Raw genomic sequence first — 16,176 nt, forward strand, 5'->3', positions numbered from 1 at the left:
CCTTTTTTCATTCATGCGGCTGGCATTCAGGCCAGCTCGGCATCGAGCAGCTTGCGGATAGGAGCGGGCAGACCCAGCTCGGTCCAGGCCGCTGCATCTGCCCAGCACGATGCATCGACCTCTGACGCCAGGGCTGCATGCGCCTGATCGACGGGCACCAGAACCGGATGCAGGTGCAGATCCTTGTGGGTCAGCACATGCAAAAAGCCTGGAAGATCCTGCCAGCCCCTGGTCCCGTCCTGAGGCCATGCGGCCTGCGCATGGCTTTGCAGTGCCGCATAGTCTTCAAAGACCGGCGGGCTGTAAAGCCCGGCCCAGATACCGGCTTGCGGACGCTTTTGCAGCCATACGCGGCGCTGTGCATCCACCGCCAGCAGCAGCCACCAGGACTCGGAGCTGCGCTTGATCTTTCGCGTGCGCACGGGATAGTTCTCCGGGTTGCCGGCGCGGGCCGCCCGGCATTCGGAGTGCAAGGGGCACACCAGGCAAGTGGGCTTGCGCGATGTGCAGACGCTGGCGCCCAGATCCATCATGCCCTGGGTGTAGCGCGGCATGGCTTCGTGCAGATTCTCTGTGGGGCACAGTTGCTGGGCGTGTTCCCAGAGCTGCTTTTCATTTCTGGACTGCGCCAGATCCGCATCGAACGCCAGCACCCGTGTGAGAACACGTCGCACATTGGCATCCAGAATCGGCACCCGCTCGGAAAAGCAGAACGATGAAATGGCACCGGCCGTGGAACGGCCAATGCCTGGCAAGGTCGCCAGTTCTTCGGCCGTTTGCGGAAAAGCCCCGCCCCATTGCTCCATCACGGTCTGCGCGCATTGATGCAGATTGCGCGCGCGGCTGTAGTAGCCCAGGCCGCTCCACAGCGCCAGCACGGCATCCTGCGGAGCAGCAGCCAAGCTGGCCACATCCGGAAAAGCGTCCAGGAAGCGCTGGTAGTAGCCCAGCACGGTACTGACCTGGGTCTGCTGCAGCATGATTTCAGACAGCCAGACGCGGTAAGGGTCACGGGTTTGCTGCCAGGGCAGATGATTGCGGCCATGGCTGGCCTGCCACTGCACTACAGCTGCGGCAATCGAAGGGAGAGTCAAGATTTCAAGCTACCAGGTTGATGTCCAACGGCATGGACGCGGCCTGCGGCCGCTCGGCCGCAATCGGATCCAGCAGTTGCGCCGATGCGCTGATCAGCTGCGTCTGCAGCATTCCCATGCGGGCTTGCACATTTTCCATGTCGGCAATGCGCTCCTCCAGCTCAGTGGCTGCACCGCTGATCCGGTCCACGGCCTCCAGGCGGCGCGTGTAACTGCGTTTACGTTCGCGCAATTGTGCATCGACAGGCGCAGTCAGTGATTTGCTCCACATATCCACGTCGTTCGATGCCGCTTCAAACACCGTGCGCAAGCGCAGCGCCAGCGCCTTGATCAGGCGCTGCGAAAAGTCGGCACTGCCGAGCCTGATGACACTGCTAAGCCCCAGATACTGGGTGTAGCTGCCCTCGATGCTGCGCAAGTCGTCCTTGAGCTCGGACAGCACCAGCTGCGGCGGTGTCTGCAGGGAGAAGCCGAACTCCGCATTGAGTTCCTTGAACGAGGAGCTCATCATTGCCTGGATCTCATCGGCCTGGTCCTGTACCGTTGCAGCCACAGCATGCAGACGCTCGAAGGTCTGTTCATAGACCTTGCGCAGGCCAAGTTTGAGCCCGCGCTGATCCAGCGCCTCTTTCAGCCCGGCCAATTCGGCCTTCAAAGTGCTCGAGCTCAGAAGCTGGAACAGCTCCTTGAGCATGCGCATATGGATGTGGCGCATGGCCTGGATGCGGCCGGCACTCTGGTCGAATTCCTTGTGCTCGGCCTCGATGCGGGCACGCATGCTGGCAATCACCGTCGCATTCTTTCCGCGCAGGCCGCAGAGCTCGGCCAACTGGTCGTCGAGATCGCTGCGGCGCATATTGATGACGCGCTCGACCTGCGACTGCAGTTGTTGCACATTGGTACGCACAGCGGCCTGCAGCACTTTCTGGCGCTGCCCCATGATGCCATTGGCCAGAAGGTCTTCAAAAGCGGGCAGACCGCTGGCCTGAAGCAGGCTGTCGTTACGCCCCACCTTGGCGACCAGCCCCTTCTGGGCGGAGATGGGCAGCACGCGCTCCAGCGCCACCCCCAGCAACTGGGCCGAGTCCTGCTGCTGACGGCGCAACTGGGCCTGCACCTGCGCGCCAGAACTCAGGCTGTCCCACAGCGTATCCACCTTGTTGAGCACCACCAGACGCGATGCAGCCAGGGCGTCATCGCCCCCTGCCTTGCCGGCTCCTGCCGGCAGCACATGGTCGCGCCAGATGGCAAGGTCGGACTTGGTCACGCCGGTATCGGCACCCAGCACAAAGACCACGGCATGTGCCTGGGGTATCAGATTGACGGTCAGCTCCGGCTCGGCACCCACTGCATTCAGACCAGGCGTATCGAGAATCACCAGCCCCTGTTTGAGCAGCGGATGGGGCATATTGATCAAGGCATGGCGCCACATTGGCACTTCGACCCAACCGTCGGCATCGACCATGGGGTTGTCGGCAGCATCGTCGTCATGCCAAAAGCCCCAGGCCCTGGCCTGATCGATGGAGACCTTGCGCACCTCGGCCACCTTGGCCAGCGTGTCGGATATCTGCTGTGCATCGGCGATATCCAGGGGCTGCTGCACCCAGGCGTCGGGGCGCATGCGCCACTGGCCGAGGCTCTCCGGCGACTCTCTGGTATCGATGGGCAGCAGACGCAGACAGGGCGGCAACTCCGGCTCCCAACCCAGCTCCGCTGGACACATGGTGGTGCGACCTGCACTGGCCGGCATCAGCCGGCGGCCGTAATGGGCGAAGAAGACGGCATTGATCAGCTCGGATTTGCCGCGCGAGAACTCGGCCACGAAGGCCACCATGACCTTGTCGGTGCGCATCTGCTCTTCCAGTCTCTGCAAGCGCTCCTGCACCGAGGCGTCCAGCAGATCCTGGGCCATCAACCATTCACGCAGCTCCTGCAGTTGGGTGGCAAAGCCCCTTCGCCAGGCACCATACTGTCCGAACTGCTCGTTGAATGAAGCTGACACATCTACCCCTCTTGTTTGTCTGAGTCGCCGGGTCAGCCAAGGCTGACAGCCAGATCAATATATAGCATTGCCCCTTGACAGCATCTACGGCTCTTCCAGAGGCTGGCCTGATATCCCTAGCCGCAAAGTATCTGCGCGCAACGGCGCAGAACAGCGCCAATGCCTGGGCATTGGCGGCGCCCCTGAGACATATCAAGCACCAAAATGAAATTGTGACGTCAAAACATGCCTGAACGCATACTCAAACTGCGGTATTAGCTATCAAATTCAGAGGGTTTTCGCGGCTTTCTGGCAGCGGGCGCAGTAATAGGTGCTGCGCTGCCCCTGGCGCATGAGCTGAATGGCGGCGCCGCAATGCGAGCAAGGCAGGCCATCGCGGCCATAGACCCGGGCCTCCAGCTGAAAGTGCCCTTCCATGCCGTTGGCTGCGGAAAAGTCGCGCAAGGTCGTGCCGCCTTTCTCCACCGCCAAGGCCAGCACGGTGCGAATGGCCTCATACAAAACCTTGACCTTGCGCCTGCCCACATCACGCGCCGGTGTTGCCGGGTGAATTCGCGAGAGAAACAACACCTCGGAAGCATAGATATTGCCGACACCGACCACCACGCTGCCGCTGAGCAGCAGTTGCTTGATGGGCGAGCGGCTGGCGGCCAGCCCGGCCTGAAAGGCATCCAGCGTGAATCCCTCGCTCAGCGGCTCCATACCCAGATGGTCAAGCAGCTTGCGCGCCAGGGCATCGCCCTCATCCGGAACATAGATCACGGCACCGAAGCGGCGCGGATCATGCAGACGCAGCAAGCCGCGCGATGTCTGCAGGTCAAAGTGATCATGCGCTCCGGCCGTGCCCAGCGGCTCCTCGTCGAGGCCCGCAAAGCGCAGGCTGCCCGACATGCCCAGGTGCATGAGCAGCAGACCTTCGCTCAGGTCCAGCAGCAGATACTTGCCGCGTCTGCGCACGCCCAGCACGACTTTGCCGGCCAGTGCCTGCGGCAACAGTCCCAGAGGCCAGCGCAGGGGCTTTCCCAAGGTGGCTTTCTCAATCTGCGCACCCGCAATGCGGTCAGCAAAAGAGCGGCGCGTAACCTCGACTTCGGGCAACTCAGGCATGCAATCTCATCTTCGCCAAGTGTTCAACAAGCTTGGATTATTATGAGCCGATGGTTCATCCTCTACGTTTTCAGGGACTCGCCGTGGCCGCCGTTCTGGCCATGGGATCGGCAATCGCATCCGCCCAGACCGCTGACCCGCCCCCCCAGCAGGACAAGATCGAGCAAAGCACCGATCTCGAACAGGCCGCGGAGCTTGAGAATGAGCAAGCAGCTCTGTCTGCCGAGCTGTTCTACGAAATCCTGGTGGCAGAGATGGCCGCTCAGGAAGGCGCTCTGACGGACGCTCAGGCCCTGATGATGGAGGCCGCGCGCGGCAGCAACAACGAAAAGCTCTATCGTCGCGCCACCGAACTTGCCATTCAGTCACGCTCGGGCGACCGCGCATTGCGCAATGCCCGCGCCTGGCTGGAGGCCTACCCCGAATCACGCGATGCCAACCGCGCCGTGCTGCGCATTCTGGTGGTGATGAACCGCATCGCAGACTCGGGCAGCTATCTGCGTCGAGAGGTCGAGCTGACCCCGCAAGCCAATCGAAGCGCCACTTTTCTGGCCATCACCCAGCTCTACAACAATGCCTCGGACAAGCCTCTGGCCGCCGATGTGGTCGAGCAAGCGCTGGAAATCGATTTCAAGGACCCGAAGAACGGCCCCATGGCCTGGGCCGCCATAGGCCATATGCGCCTGATCGCCGGCCAAAAGCCCGCCGCCCTGCAGGCGTTGCAGAACGGCGCCAAGCTCAGTCCTGATTCGGGTGCCGTCGCCTTGCTGGCCATGGAGCTGCTGGAATCGGGTTCCGCCGAAGTGGAGCCGCTGGTCAAGCGCTATCTTGAAAAAAATCACTCGCCCCAGCTGCGCCTGACCTATGCCCGCGTGCTGCTGGGACAAAAGCGCAATGCCGATGCCAAGACCCAGCTGCAGCTCATCACGCGCGAGGCCCCCGAATTTCCGGAAGCCTGGGTCATGCTCGCCAATTTGCAACTGCAGGATGGCGAGCTGGATGCTGCCGACGTGTCCCTGACACAGTTCAGCTCTCTGCTGCCCAAGCTGCCCGAGGGTGTGGGTCGCGCTGCTGGCGAATCCCAGCTCTATCTGCTCAGGGCCGATCTGGCCGAAAAGCGCCAGCGCTACGACGAAGCCGACGTCTATCTGCAGCGCATTCCCGATGCCGCCAACCTGCTCAGCGTGCAGGCCCGGCGCGCCGATCTGCTGGCTCGCCAGGGCAAGGTCAAGGAAGCTCGCGCCCTTATCCAGGCCATTCCGGCAAACGGCCCCAACCAGAAGCGCCTCAAGCAGATTGCCGAGGTGCAGCTGCTGCGCGACGCCGGCCTGAACAAGGAAGCCTATGCGCTGCAAGCCCATCTGCTGAGCCAGGCACCCGATGATGTGGAGCTGACCTACGACACAGCCTTGCTCGCGGAAAGAGCCGGAAATTTCAGCGAGATGGAGCGCCTGCTGCGCGACATCATCAAGCGCAAGCCCGACTTCAAGCATGCGTACAACGCACTGGGATACTCCTACGCGGATCGCGGCATCAAGCTGGAAGAAGCGCAGACCTTGATCCAGACGGCTCTGGACATGCAGCCCGGTGATCCGTTCATCACCGACAGCCTGGCCTGGGTGCATTTCCGCCGCGGCAATCTGGACGAAGCCGAAAAGCTGCTGGAGCAGGCCTATGCCACGCGTCAGGATGCAGAAATTGCCGCCCACCTGGGGGAAGTTCTCTGGGCCCAAGGCAAGCAAGACCGCGCCCAACTCATCTGGCGCCAGGGCATGAAGGCAGACAGCAGCAATGACACTTTGCTGGAAACGCTCAAACGGCTCAAAGTGACGCCATGAAGCGCAGCCCGGCTTTCTTGAAGATTGTTCCGGCCCTCGGGCTGGCTCTGGCAGCGGCCATGCTCGGCGGCTGCGCCCAACCGGCACGGCAGCTACCGCTCGATGTGGCGGCCAGCCACCACTGGTCCGGCCGCATGGCGCTACAGGTCCAGGATGCCCAGCAGCAATCCTTCAGCGCAGGTTTTGAGCTGCAAGGTCAGCCCGAAAGCGGTACTTTGCTGCTCTTCAACCCACTGGGATCCATCATGGCCCGCCTGCAATGGACGCGTGGCGGAGCCACCTTGCAGCAAGGCGATCAGATCACCCAGTCGGACTCCCTGCCTGAACTCATAACCCGCATGACAGGCAGCGATATTCCCGTCGCCGCCCTGTTCGACTGGCTGCAAGGCAGGAACACGGCTGTGACCGGCTGGCAGACCGATCTTTCGCGCATCAGCGATGGCCGCCTGCGTGCCGACCGTATCAGCCCGCCACCCGAGGCCTCTTTGCGTATCGTTCTCGATCAGGACGCTCGCTGACTGGCCGGCAACCCGGTGCTATCGTGGCACCGTTTTTCTCTTACTGACACATACACGCCATGCACTCGCTTTATGACGTGCCGGCCCCGGCCAAGCTCAATCTTTTTTTGCATATCACCGGCCGCAGGCCTGACGGCTATCACCTGCTGGAATCCGTCTTCATGCTCATCGACTGGCATGATGTGCTGCATTTCGAGCGTACGGTCAGCAGCCACATCAGCCGTGAAGACCTCAACGGCGTTGCCCTGCCTGCCGATGATCTGATCACACGCGCGGCCCGCGCCCTGCAGCAAGCCTCCGGCTGCACGCAAGGCGTGCGCATAGGGATTGAAAAGCGACTGCCCGCCCAAGCCGGCATGGGGGGAGGCTCATCCGATGCGGCCAGCACGCTGATGGCGCTGAACCGCCTCTGGAATCTGAACCTCTCGCGCCAGGAACTGCAAAGCATAGGCTTGAAGCTCGGCGCCGATGTCCCCTTTTTCCTCTGCGGTCACTCGGCCTGGGTCAGCGGCATCGGCGAAATCATCACCCCGCTGACAGGCCGCAACGCCTTGCCGCAGCAGCAGTTCCTGGTGGTCAAGCCCGAACAGGGCTTGGAAACCGGCAAGATTTTTTCCAGCGAGTCCCTGAAACGCGACACAAAGCCTGCTATAGTTGAGGACTTCGCTGCAAACCACTTCGGCTTTGGCCGAAACGACCTGCAGCCGGTCGCTGAAGGCTTGCAGCCCGAAGTGATGAAAGTCAGAAGCTGGCTTGAATCACTCAAATTACATGCTAGAATGACGGGCTCTGGAAGTGCGGTATTTGCACCGATAGCGGAAAATATTGAGCAAAACATTGATCTGAGCAGTGCTCCAAGCTCTTGGCAGATCAGGGTTTGCAGAAATCTGGAAAAACACCCACTTAATAGCTGGATTCCAGAGAACAAGTTATAAGGCTTTTTGTCTTCGACAAAGGGCCTGTGTAGGGGAGTCGCCAAGTTGGTTAAGGCACCGGATTTTGATTCCGGCATGCGAAGGTTCGAATCCTTCTTCCCCTGCCAAACATCTTCTTGCGTCATAGCAACCCACAGCACTGGGACGCACAATGCATTCACATCACTCAGATTTCATGGTCTTCACAGGCAATGCCAATGCTGGCATGGCCGAAGAGATTGTTAAGCACCTCGGTACCTCTCTTGGTGCTGCTGACGTTGGCCGATTCTCCGATGGAGAAGTCGCGGTCGAGATCAAGCAGAACGTTCGCGCCCGCGACGTTTTCGTGGTTCAGTCCACCTGCGCTCCGACCAACGACAACCTGATGGAGTTGCTGGTCATGGTCGATGCCCTCAAGCGCGCATCGGCCGAGCGCATCTGCGCCGTGATCCCCTACTTCGGCTATGCCCGCCAGGATCGCCGCCCCCGCTCCAGCCGCGTGCCCATCACCGCCAAGGTGGTGGCCAACATGCTGCAGGCCGTAGGTGTCGAGCGCGTGCTGACCATGGACCTGCATGCCGACCAGATCCAGGGCTTCTTCGACATCCCCGTGGACAACATCTACGCCACCCCTGTGCTGCTGGGTGATCTGCGTCAGAAGAACTACGAAGACCTGATCGTCGTCTCCCCCGACGTTGGCGGTGTGGTGCGTGCTCGCGCCCTGGCCAAGGAGCTGGGTTGCGATCTGGCCATCATCGACAAGCGTCGCCCCAAGGCGAACGTGTCCGAAGTCATGCACGTGATCGGCGATATCGACGGCCGCAACTGCGTGATCATGGACGACATGATCGATACCGCCGGCACGCTGGTCAAGGCTGCCGAAGTGCTCAAGCAGCGCGGCGCCAAGAACGTGTACGCCTACTGCTCGCACCCCATCTTCTCGGGCCCGGCCCTGGAACGCATCGGCAACGGCAGCGCTCTGGACGAAGTGGTTGTGACCAACACCATTCCTCTGAGCCCCGCAGCCCAGCAATGCGGCAAGATTCGTCAGCTGTCCGTAGCGGGCCTCTTTGCCGAGACAATTCACCGCATTTCCACAGGCGATTCGGTGAGCAGTCTGTTTACCGCTTAAAATCTCTGGTTTTTCGGCCTTGAGCCCAAGCAAACCTCCTTCGGGAGGTTTGACTGTTTCGAGGCCACCGCAAGAATCCACGGCCTTGCTGCAAGGTGCAGATTCTTTTATCAATCGGGCGAGACTGGTCGCGGTCCGCCCATCTAGGAGTTAGTTATGCAATTCGTCGCTACTGAGCGCGCCAAGCAAGGTACGGGTGCGAGCCGCCGTCTGCGTCTGTCGGGCAAGACCCCCGGTATCGTTTACGGTGCTGGTGAAGCCCAACTGATCGAAATCGATCACAACGCCCTGTGGCACGCTGTGCACAAGGAAGCTTTCCACTCCAGCATCCTGGACATGGAAATCAACGGTCAAGTGACCAAGGTCGTGCTGCGCGACGTGCAGTTCCACCCCTACAAGAAGCTGGTGCAACACATCGACTTCCAGCGCGTGGACGGCAACACCAAGCTGCACATGAACGTGCCCCTGCACTTCGAAGGCGCTGCTGAATCCCCCGCCGTGAAGGGCGAGAACTGCACCGTGACTCCTCTGATGCACGAGCTGCAAGTGATCTGCGAACCCGCAAACCTGCCCGAGTTCATCAAGGTGGACCTGAGCACTCTGACTTCCAAGTCCGTGCTGGGCCTGCAAGCTCTGAAGCTGCCCAACGGCGTGAAGGCTGTGGTGCGTGGCGCCAACAAGAACCCTTCGCTGATCTCGATCAAGCTGCCCGAAGTGGCTCCTGCCGAAGGCGCTGCACCTGCTCCCGTAGCTGCTCCCGCCAAGAAGGGCAAGAAGTAATTCTTGTGACTTCGGTACGGCGGCTGCCGCTGTACTCCAAGAAAAGGCCCACCTCGGTGGGCTTTTTCTTTGGCCCATGCAGAACAGCCCCTGTCCGCCCAGCTTTGCTGGCAAGAAGATAATCGAGCAATGATCAAACTGTTTGTCGGCCTCGGCAACCCTGGCCCTGAATATGAAGACACCCGGCACAATGCCGGCTTCTGGTGGATCGATGCGCTGGCGCGCGAACTCAAGGTCAGTCTGGTTCCCGAACGCAGCTACTGGGGACTGATGGCCCGCACCAGCATCCACGGCCAGAACGTCTGGCTGCTGGAGCCGCAGACCTTCATGAATCTCTCGGGCAAGTCGGTCGGCGCACTGGCGCGCTTCTTCAAGATCCAGCCCGAGGAAATCCTGGTCGTGCATGACGAGCTGGACTTCGAGCCCGGCGTGGTCAAGCTCAAGCTCGGCGGCAGCCATGGCGGCCACAACGGCTTGCGCGACATCCATGCCCAGCTGGGTTCGCCCAATTACTGGCGTCTGCGCGTGGGCATCGGCCACCCCGGCCACAAGGGCGAGGTCGCCAGCTGGGTGCTCAAAAAGCCGGCCCCCGACCAGCTCAAGCTGATCGAAGACGCCATCGCACATTCGCTCAAGGCCTGGCCCGATATGGTGGCCGGCCAGATGGACAAGGCCACTCTGGTCATCCACACCACCAAGGCACCACGCCCCAAGCCCCCCCGCAAGCCTGCCCCCGATGCCGCCCAGCCCGCTGCTGGCGAGGCTTGAACCCGAGGCAGAATGAAAAATAGCTCCTGAATAAGGAGCTATTAGCGCTTGATATACAACGACTTCAGACTCAAAAAGCCTTAACTTTCTTTCTTGGCCTGCGTAAGCTGCTCATATTTCTTGAACAGCACCTCACGGCTTTCAATGTACTCGGGGTTCACCGGTATGCAGGCCACAGGGCAGATCTGCACGCACTGGGGCTCGTCAAAATGGCCCACGCACTCGGTGCACTTGTGCGGATCGATTTCGTAGAAATCCTCACCCATATAGATGGCATCGTTGGGGCACTCGGGCTCGCACACATCGCAGTTGATGCATTCATCGGTAATCATCAATGCCATGTGCCAGCTCCTGTGCAGTTCTCGGTATCGGCCCACATTATCCCAAGCTCCCCAAGACATGGCAGCGCCCGGGACAAAGCACCCCCCTCTCGGACGCGGCACAATTGCCGCTATGCTGCGCAGCACGCAAACCCTGCGTCTGAGCCCACTTCACGATGAAACAACGCCCCACGCCATGAGCATCTTCTTGCTCAAACGCCTGCTCACGCTGATCGCCACATTGATCGGTGCCTCCATCGTGGTTTTTGCCGTGCTGGAAGTCCTTCCCGGCGATGCAGCCCAGATGCTCATGGGCCCCGATGCCGAGCCCGAGGCCGTGGCAGCCATGGCGCAGCAACTGGGCCTGGACCAGCCCGCGCTGACGCGCTACTGGCAGTGGATAGCCGGCCTGCTGCACGGCGACATGGGCGACAGCTACGTCTATGGCTCGCCCGTGGCCGAGCTGGTCTGGGAACGCCTTGCGGTCACCGTGCCGCTGGCCATCATGGCCATGTGCATCACCGCCGTGCTGGCCATTGCTGCGGGCGTGTTTGCGGCCGCCAACCACAAGCGCTGGGGCGATGTGAGCCTCATGGGCCTGGCCCAGATCGGCATTGCCATCCCCAACTTCTGGTTTGCGATTCTTTTGATCCTGCTGTTCTCGGTGAAGCTGCAATGGTTCTCGGCAGGCGGCTTTCCGGGCTGGAGCGAGGAGGCCGGCGGCGGCTTCTGGCCTGCGCTGCAGGCATTGCTGCTGCCTGCTGTTGCGCTGGCCGTGGTGCAGGCCGCCATCCTGGCGCGCATCACCCGCTCTGCGGTGCTGGAGGTGCTGCGCGAGGACTTTGTACGCACGGCGCGCGCCAAAGGGCTGTCACGCAGTGCGGCGCTCTGGCGTCATGTGCTGCGCAACGCCATGATTCCCGTCATCACCGTCATGGGACTGCAGTTCGCCAACCTGCTGGCAGGCACCATCGTGGTGGAGAACGTGTTCTATCTGCCGGGCCTGGGCCGGCTGATCTTTCAATCCATCTCCAACCGCGACGTGATCGTGGTGCGCAACTGCGTGCTGCTGCTAGCCGCCATGGTGGTGGTGGTGAATTTTGTCGTCGACGTGCTTTATGCCGCCATCGACCCCCGCATCAAGGCCGGCGATATATGAGCAGGCAGACCGATACGCGCGCCAGCGCGGCCCACTACCCGACACGCGCCTTCACGCGTGCACAGCCCCAGGGCTTTGGCCGACGCGCCCTGCAGCACCGCAGCTTTGTGCTCGGCGCCCTGCTCACGACCTTGCTGATTGCCGCCGCACTGCTGTCTTTTGTCTGGACGCCCGGCTCGGCCTATGAAGTGGACATGGACGCCGCCCTGCAGGCCAGCAGCAGCCGGCACTGGCTGGGCACCGACGCCTTCGGGCGCGACACGGCCTCGCAGATTCTGGTCGGTGCGCGCGCCTCGATTGCCGTGGGCCTGATTGCCGTGGGCATAGGACTGGCGCTGGGCGTGCTGCTGGGCCTTGTCGCCGCCGCACGCCGCGGCTGGGTGGAAGAAATCATCATGCGGCTGGCGGACTTCACCTTTGCCTTTCCAGCCCTGCTCTCGGCCATCATGCTCACAGCCGTGTTCGGAGCCGGCATGGTCAATGCCATCATTGCCATCGGCATCTTCAACATCCCCACCTTTGCGCGCATCACCCGCGCCTCGGCCAATGCCATCTGGGCCCGCGACTACGTGCTGGCCGCGCGCGCCTGCGGCAAAAGCCGCAGTGCCATCACGGTGCAGCATGTGCTGCCCAATATTGCTGCCGTGCTGGTCGTGCAGGCCACCATTCAGTTTGCGCTGGCCATTCTGGCCGAGGCCGCCCTATCCTATCTGGGGCTGGGCACGCAGCCGCCCCAGCCATCCTGGGGGCGCATGCTCAGCGAAGCCCAGACCCTGATGTTCCAGGCGCCGCTGCTGGCCGTCTGGCCCGGCCTGGCAATCGCCTTGTCGGTGCTGGGTCTGAACCTGCTGGGCGACGGTCTGCGCGACCTGCTGGACCCCCGACTGACACGCGAGCGCTAATGCGTAGGGATACCGACCATGGCTTTGCTTGAAGTCTCCAGCCTCACCATCAATTTGCAGACCCATCGCGGCCGTGCCCAGGCCGTGCGCGATGTGAGCTTCACGCTGGAGCGCGGTGCCACACTGGGCCTGATCGGCGAGTCGGGCTGCGGCAAATCGCTGACGGCATTGGCGCTGATGGGCCTGCTGCCCGAGCACGCGCAAGTGGACGGCAGCATCCAGCTGGACGGCCAGGAACTGCTGGGCCTGAGCGAGCGCCAGCTCTGCGCCCTGCGCGGCAACCGCATGGCCATGGTGTTTCAGGAGCCCATGAGCGCCCTCAACCCCGTGCACAGCATCGGCCGCCAGGTCGCAGAGCCGCTGCGGCTTCATCAGGGAATGAGCCGCGCCCAGGCCCGCGCCCGCGCCACCGAGCTGCTGGAGCGGGTGGGCATTGCGCAGGCCGCACAGCGGCTCGATGAATATCCGCACCAGTTCTCCGGCGGCCAGCGCCAGCGCATCATGATTGCCATGGCACTGGCCTGCGGCCCCGATCTGCTGGTGGCCGACGAGCCCACCACCGCTCTGGATGTGACGGTTCAGCAGCGCATTCTGGATCTGCTGCAGGAGCTGGTGGCCGAGCACTCCATGGCGCTGGTTCTCATCAGCCATGATCTGGGCGTGATTGCCCAGAATGCGGAGCAGCTGCTGGTCATGTATGGCGGCACCGTGGTCGAGTCCGGCATGACGGAAGCGGTGTTCGCCAGGCGCGCCCACCCCTATACGCGCGGCCTGTTTGCTGCACGCCCGCAACTGCACGCCACAGAAGGTACAGCCCATCTGCCCACCATCGCCGGAGCCGTGCCAGAGCTCGTGGATCTGCCCGCAGGCTGCCCATTTGCGGGCCGCTGCGCCCACACCCAGGACGACTGCTATGTGCAGCGCCCCCAGCCGCGCACGCTGCACCAGCCCAGCGTGGCGGCACCGGCCTCTCTGGCTTCCTGGCGCAAGCCCCATATGGCACGCTGCCTGTATGAACAGGTGCTGACGGCAGGAGCCAAGACATGATCAAGCCGGCCGAAACTTCTGAAACAGGAACCAGCGGCGCAGTCTTGCTGAGGGTTAGCGACCTGAAACGCGCCTATTCACGCCCCCGCACATCGCTGTGGCACAAGCCCGAGCCGCTGCAGGCACTGCGCGGCGTGAGCTTTGAATTGCCAGCGGGACAGAACCTGGGCGTGGTCGGCGAATCGGGTTCCGGCAAGTCCACACTGGCGCGCCTGGTCATGGCGCTGGACCGTCCCAGCGAAGGCAGGGTGGAACTGCTGGGCCGCAATCTGCACCGCCTCTGCGAACAGGAACTGCGCGCCGCGCGGCGCGACTTCCAGATGGTGTTTCAGGACCCCTATGGATCGCTGGACCCGCGCATGACAGTGGAAGCCATCGTCAGCGAGCCTTTGGGAACGACTCATGAAAAGCTCACTCGCCCTGCCAGACGCCAGCAGGTGATGAGCGTGCTTGACCAGGTGGGTCTGCGCGCACAGGACGCCGACAAATATCCGCACGAGTTCTCCGGCGGCCAACGCCAGCGCATTGCCATTGCCCGCGCTCTGATTACCCGCCCCCGCCTGATCGTGGCCGACGAGCCGGTCAGCGCGCTCGACGTCTCGGTGCAGGCCCAGGTGCTCAATCTCATGCAGGACTTGCAACGCGAGCTGGGCCTGTCCTATCTGTTCATCAGTCATGACCTGGCCGTGGTCCAGCATGTCTGCGATCAGGTCATCGTGCTCCATCAGGGTGAAGTGGTGGAGCGCGGCACACCGCGCAAGCTGTTCTCCGCCCCCGAGCACCCCTATACCCAGGCCTTGGTCAAGGCCGCACCGCGGGTCATCTGAACCGGTCCGGCAAACAGTTGTTCACACTCGCAGCAGCGATATGCTGTCGACCACAGCAAAGCCTGCTCCGACTGGTGTAAAAACGCATATGAAACAAGTCCGCTTCCCGCGATGACTTGCAGCGCTTTTGATGGCCCCACGCGGCCAGCCCCCCCATCGGAGACTTTGTTGATGCTCAATCGCCGCTCCTTGCTGGCCAGCTCGGCTGCCAGCTTGCCCTTGTTCGCCGCCTGGCCTGCCCTGGCCCAGGCCAAGAAAGACAGCGTCACGCTGGCCATGACGCTGGAGCCGCCAGGACTGGACCCCACGGCCGGGGCTGCCTCCTCGATAGCCGAAGTCGTGCTCTACAACGTGTTTGAGACGCTGACCAAGATCAACTCCGACGGCAGCGTCTCGCCTCTGCTGGCCGAAAGCTGGGAAGTCTCGTCCGATCTCAAGACCTACACCTTTCGCCTGCGCAAGGATGTGAAGTTCCACAACGGCGAGCCCTTCAACGCTGCCGCCGTCAAGTTCTCGTTCGACCGCGCAGCCGCCGACAAAAGCACCAACAAGGACAAGCGCACCTTTGCCAATCTGAGCACCAAAGTCGCCGACGAGCACACGGTGGTGCTGACCAACCAGGAGATCGATCCCGACTTTCTGTTCATGATGGGTCAGGCAACCTCCATCGTTGTCGAACCCAAGAGCGCCGCCACCAACGCCAGCAAGCCCGTGGGCACCGGCCCCTACCAGCTGGCAGCCTGGGCCAAGGGCGCATCGGTCACGCTGGCTGCCTGGCCCGGCTATCGCTCGGCACAGAGCATTCGCATCAAGCGCGCCGTGTTCCGCTTCATTCCCGACCCTGCGGCACAAGTGGCAGCCCTGCTGGCCGGCGATGTCGATGCCTTCCCGCGCGTCTCGCCGCGCAGCGTGCCTCAGTTCAAAGCCAATGCCCGCTTTCAGGTGGTGGTGAGCAACTCGCGCGCCAAGACCATTCTGGCCATCAACAATGCGCGAAAACCACTCAACGATATTCGCGTGCGCCGTGCCATTGCCGCTGCCATCGATCGCAAGGCCGTGATTGCCGGTGCCGCCGATGGCTATGGCGCGCCCATCGGCAGCTACTATGTGCCCACCGCCTTTGGCTATGTGGACACCACGGGCATCAACCCCTTTGACCTGGAAAAAGCCAAGGCCCTGATGGCTGAAGCAGGCGTCAAGACCCCGCTGACGCTGACCATGACGCTGCCGCCAGCGCCCTATGCGCGCCAAGGCGGTGAGCTGATTGCAGCCCAGCTGGCCAAGATCGGTATCCAGCTCAAGCTGCAGAATGTGGAATGGGCACAGTGGCTGTCGGGCACCTACACCAACAGGAACTACGACCTGACCATCATTTCGCATGTGGAGCCGTTTGATCTGGGCAACTTTGCCAAGCCCGATTACTACTGGGGCTACCAGTCCCAGGAATTCAACGAACTTTTCGACAAGATCAAGCACACACCGCGCCCCGCCGACCGCGCACGCCTGCTTGGCGATGCACAGCGCCTGCTGGCGCATGATTCGGTACACGGCTTTCTCTACACCCCGCAGTGGGTGACCGTGGCGAACCAGAAGCTGCGCGGGCTGTGGAAGGACATGCCGGTGTTTGTCAATGACTTGTCTGCCCTATCCTGGGGCTAGAGCATCCCCCTGAGGCGCTACGCGCCTTCCCCCCAGCCGAGCGCCCCTGTCTCTACGTGCTTCGCACCATGGGAGAGGGACGGCAGCAGCCTCGCTGCAGGGCGGTTTT

Annotated in this window: 15 protein-coding genes and 1 tRNA gene; 12 read left to right on the forward strand and 4 right to left on the reverse strand. The window is 62.2% G+C overall.

The window, feature by feature from the left end; genetic code table 11:
• Positions 1-26 precede the first annotated feature (26 nt).
• The 3 genes from mutY to mutM all read right to left on the reverse strand — a co-directional run bounded on the left by mutY (position 27) and on the right by mutM (position 4,203).
• A complete protein-coding gene (gene mutY, locus QYQ99_RS07760; protein WP_302092134.1) occupies positions 27-1,094 on the reverse strand; it encodes an A/G-specific adenine glycosylase in 1,068 nt (355 codons plus the stop codon).
• 4 nt (positions 1,095-1,098) lie between these two features.
• Positions 1,099-3,096: a dynamin family protein gene (locus QYQ99_RS07765; protein WP_302092135.1), complete on the reverse strand. Its 1,998-nt coding sequence runs from the start codon at positions 3,094-3,096 to the stop codon at positions 1,099-1,101.
• A gap of 267 nt (positions 3,097-3,363) precedes the next feature.
• A complete protein-coding gene (gene mutM / locus QYQ99_RS07770; RefSeq protein ID WP_302092136.1) occupies positions 3,364-4,203 on the reverse strand; it encodes a bifunctional DNA-formamidopyrimidine glycosylase/DNA-(apurinic or apyrimidinic site) lyase in 840 nt (279 codons plus the stop codon).
• Positions 4,204-4,253: 50 nt separating this feature from the next.
• Between mutM and QYQ99_RS07775 the strand changes: the two genes are divergently transcribed.
• From QYQ99_RS07775 to pth, 7 genes are all read left to right on the forward strand, one after another.
• Positions 4,254-6,041, forward strand: coding sequence for a tetratricopeptide repeat protein (locus QYQ99_RS07775; RefSeq protein ID WP_302092137.1), 1,788 nt, complete (start codon positions 4,254-4,256; stop codon positions 6,039-6,041).
• Complete coding sequence (locus QYQ99_RS07780) at positions 6,038-6,559, forward strand: outer membrane lipoprotein LolB (protein WP_302092138.1); 522 nt, start codon at positions 6,038-6,040, stop codon at positions 6,557-6,559. The genes QYQ99_RS07775 and QYQ99_RS07780 overlap by 4 nt, the downstream gene beginning before the upstream one ends.
• Positions 6,560-6,618: 59 nt before the next feature.
• On the forward strand, positions 6,619-7,494 hold the full coding sequence (ispE, locus tag QYQ99_RS07785) for a 4-(cytidine 5'-diphospho)-2-C-methyl-D-erythritol kinase (RefSeq protein ID WP_302092139.1): 876 nt from the start codon (positions 6,619-6,621) through the stop codon (positions 7,492-7,494).
• Positions 7,495-7,524: 30 nt separating this feature from the next.
• A tRNA-Gln gene (locus QYQ99_RS07790) sits at positions 7,525-7,601 on the forward strand.
• Between the two features lie 44 nt (positions 7,602-7,645).
• Positions 7,646-8,605: a ribose-phosphate pyrophosphokinase gene (locus QYQ99_RS07795; RefSeq protein ID WP_003066035.1), complete on the forward strand. Its 960-nt coding sequence runs from the start codon at positions 7,646-7,648 to the stop codon at positions 8,603-8,605.
• A gap of 156 nt (positions 8,606-8,761) precedes the next feature.
• Positions 8,762-9,385, forward strand: coding sequence for a 50S ribosomal protein L25/general stress protein Ctc (locus QYQ99_RS07800; RefSeq protein ID WP_302092140.1), 624 nt, complete (start codon positions 8,762-8,764; stop codon positions 9,383-9,385).
• Positions 9,386-9,514: 129 nt separating this feature from the next.
• Positions 9,515-10,153, forward strand: coding sequence for an aminoacyl-tRNA hydrolase (gene pth / locus QYQ99_RS07805; protein ID WP_302092141.1), 639 nt, complete (start codon positions 9,515-9,517; stop codon positions 10,151-10,153).
• 80 nt (positions 10,154-10,233) lie between these two features.
• On the opposite strand, the gene QYQ99_RS07810 is transcribed toward pth, so the two are convergent.
• On the reverse strand, positions 10,234-10,494 hold the full coding sequence (locus tag QYQ99_RS07810; RefSeq protein WP_302092142.1) for a YfhL family 4Fe-4S dicluster ferredoxin: 261 nt from the start codon (positions 10,492-10,494) through the stop codon (positions 10,234-10,236).
• A gap of 175 nt (positions 10,495-10,669) precedes the next feature.
• Between QYQ99_RS07810 and QYQ99_RS07815 the strand changes: the two genes are divergently transcribed.
• From QYQ99_RS07815 to QYQ99_RS07835, 5 genes are all read left to right on the forward strand, one after another.
• A complete protein-coding gene (locus QYQ99_RS07815; RefSeq protein ID WP_302092143.1) occupies positions 10,670-11,632 on the forward strand; it encodes an ABC transporter permease in 963 nt (320 codons plus the stop codon).
• Positions 11,629-12,534 (forward strand): ABC transporter permease, encoded by a 906-nt coding sequence (locus QYQ99_RS07820; protein WP_302092144.1) that lies wholly within the window; start codon positions 11,629-11,631, stop codon positions 12,532-12,534. Before QYQ99_RS07815 ends, QYQ99_RS07820 begins: the two co-directional genes overlap by 4 nt.
• Positions 12,535-12,552: 18 nt before the next feature.
• Entirely contained in the window at positions 12,553-13,581 is a 1,029-nt protein-coding gene (locus QYQ99_RS07825) for an ABC transporter ATP-binding protein (protein WP_302092145.1), read from the forward strand.
• Positions 13,578-14,408 carry an ATP-binding cassette domain-containing protein gene (locus QYQ99_RS07830; protein ID WP_302092146.1) on the forward strand — a complete coding sequence of 277 codons (831 nt, stop codon included), beginning with the start codon at positions 13,578-13,580 and terminating at the stop codon, positions 14,406-14,408. The genes QYQ99_RS07825 and QYQ99_RS07830 overlap by 4 nt, the downstream gene beginning before the upstream one ends.
• 171 nt (positions 14,409-14,579) lie before the next feature.
• Complete coding sequence (locus QYQ99_RS07835; protein ID WP_302092147.1) at positions 14,580-16,067, forward strand: ABC transporter substrate-binding protein; 1,488 nt, start codon at positions 14,580-14,582, stop codon at positions 16,065-16,067.
• Positions 16,068-16,176 lie beyond the last annotated feature (109 nt).

This window comes from Comamonas testosteroni (assembly GCF_030505195.1).
GTDB classification, from domain to species: domain Bacteria; phylum Pseudomonadota; class Gammaproteobacteria; order Burkholderiales; family Burkholderiaceae_C; genus Comamonas; species Comamonas testosteroni_G.

Bases quoted from the DNA above. Each gene is read 5' to 3' on its own strand.
- mutM (WP_302092136.1), bottom strand. From the start codon at position 4,203: ATGCCTGAGTTGCCCGAAGTCGAGGTTACGCGCCGCTCTTTTGCTGAC.
- QYQ99_RS07775 (WP_302092137.1), top strand. From the start codon at position 4,254: ATGGTTCATCCTCTACGTTTTCAGGGACTCGCCGTGGCCGCCGTTCTG.
- QYQ99_RS07780 (WP_302092138.1), top strand. From the start codon at position 6,038: ATGAAGCGCAGCCCGGCTTTCTTGAAGATTGTTCCGGCCCTCGGGCTG.
- ispE (WP_302092139.1), top strand. From the start codon at position 6,619: ATGCACTCGCTTTATGACGTGCCGGCCCCGGCCAAGCTCAATCTTTTT.
- QYQ99_RS07795 (WP_003066035.1), top strand. From the start codon at position 7,646: ATGCATTCACATCACTCAGATTTCATGGTCTTCACAGGCAATGCCAAT.
- QYQ99_RS07800 (WP_302092140.1), top strand. From the start codon at position 8,762: ATGCAATTCGTCGCTACTGAGCGCGCCAAGCAAGGTACGGGTGCGAGC.
- pth (WP_302092141.1), top strand. From the start codon at position 9,515: ATGATCAAACTGTTTGTCGGCCTCGGCAACCCTGGCCCTGAATATGAA.
- QYQ99_RS07810 (WP_302092142.1), bottom strand. From the start codon at position 10,494: ATGGCATTGATGATTACCGATGAATGCATCAACTGCGATGTGTGCGAG.
- QYQ99_RS07815 (WP_302092143.1), top strand. From the start codon at position 10,670: ATGAGCATCTTCTTGCTCAAACGCCTGCTCACGCTGATCGCCACATTG.
- QYQ99_RS07820 (WP_302092144.1), top strand. From the start codon at position 11,629: ATGAGCAGGCAGACCGATACGCGCGCCAGCGCGGCCCACTACCCGACA.
- QYQ99_RS07825 (WP_302092145.1), top strand. From the start codon at position 12,553: ATGGCTTTGCTTGAAGTCTCCAGCCTCACCATCAATTTGCAGACCCAT.
- QYQ99_RS07830 (WP_302092146.1), top strand. From the start codon at position 13,578: ATGATCAAGCCGGCCGAAACTTCTGAAACAGGAACCAGCGGCGCAGTC.
- QYQ99_RS07835 (WP_302092147.1), top strand. From the start codon at position 14,580: ATGCTCAATCGCCGCTCCTTGCTGGCCAGCTCGGCTGCCAGCTTGCCC.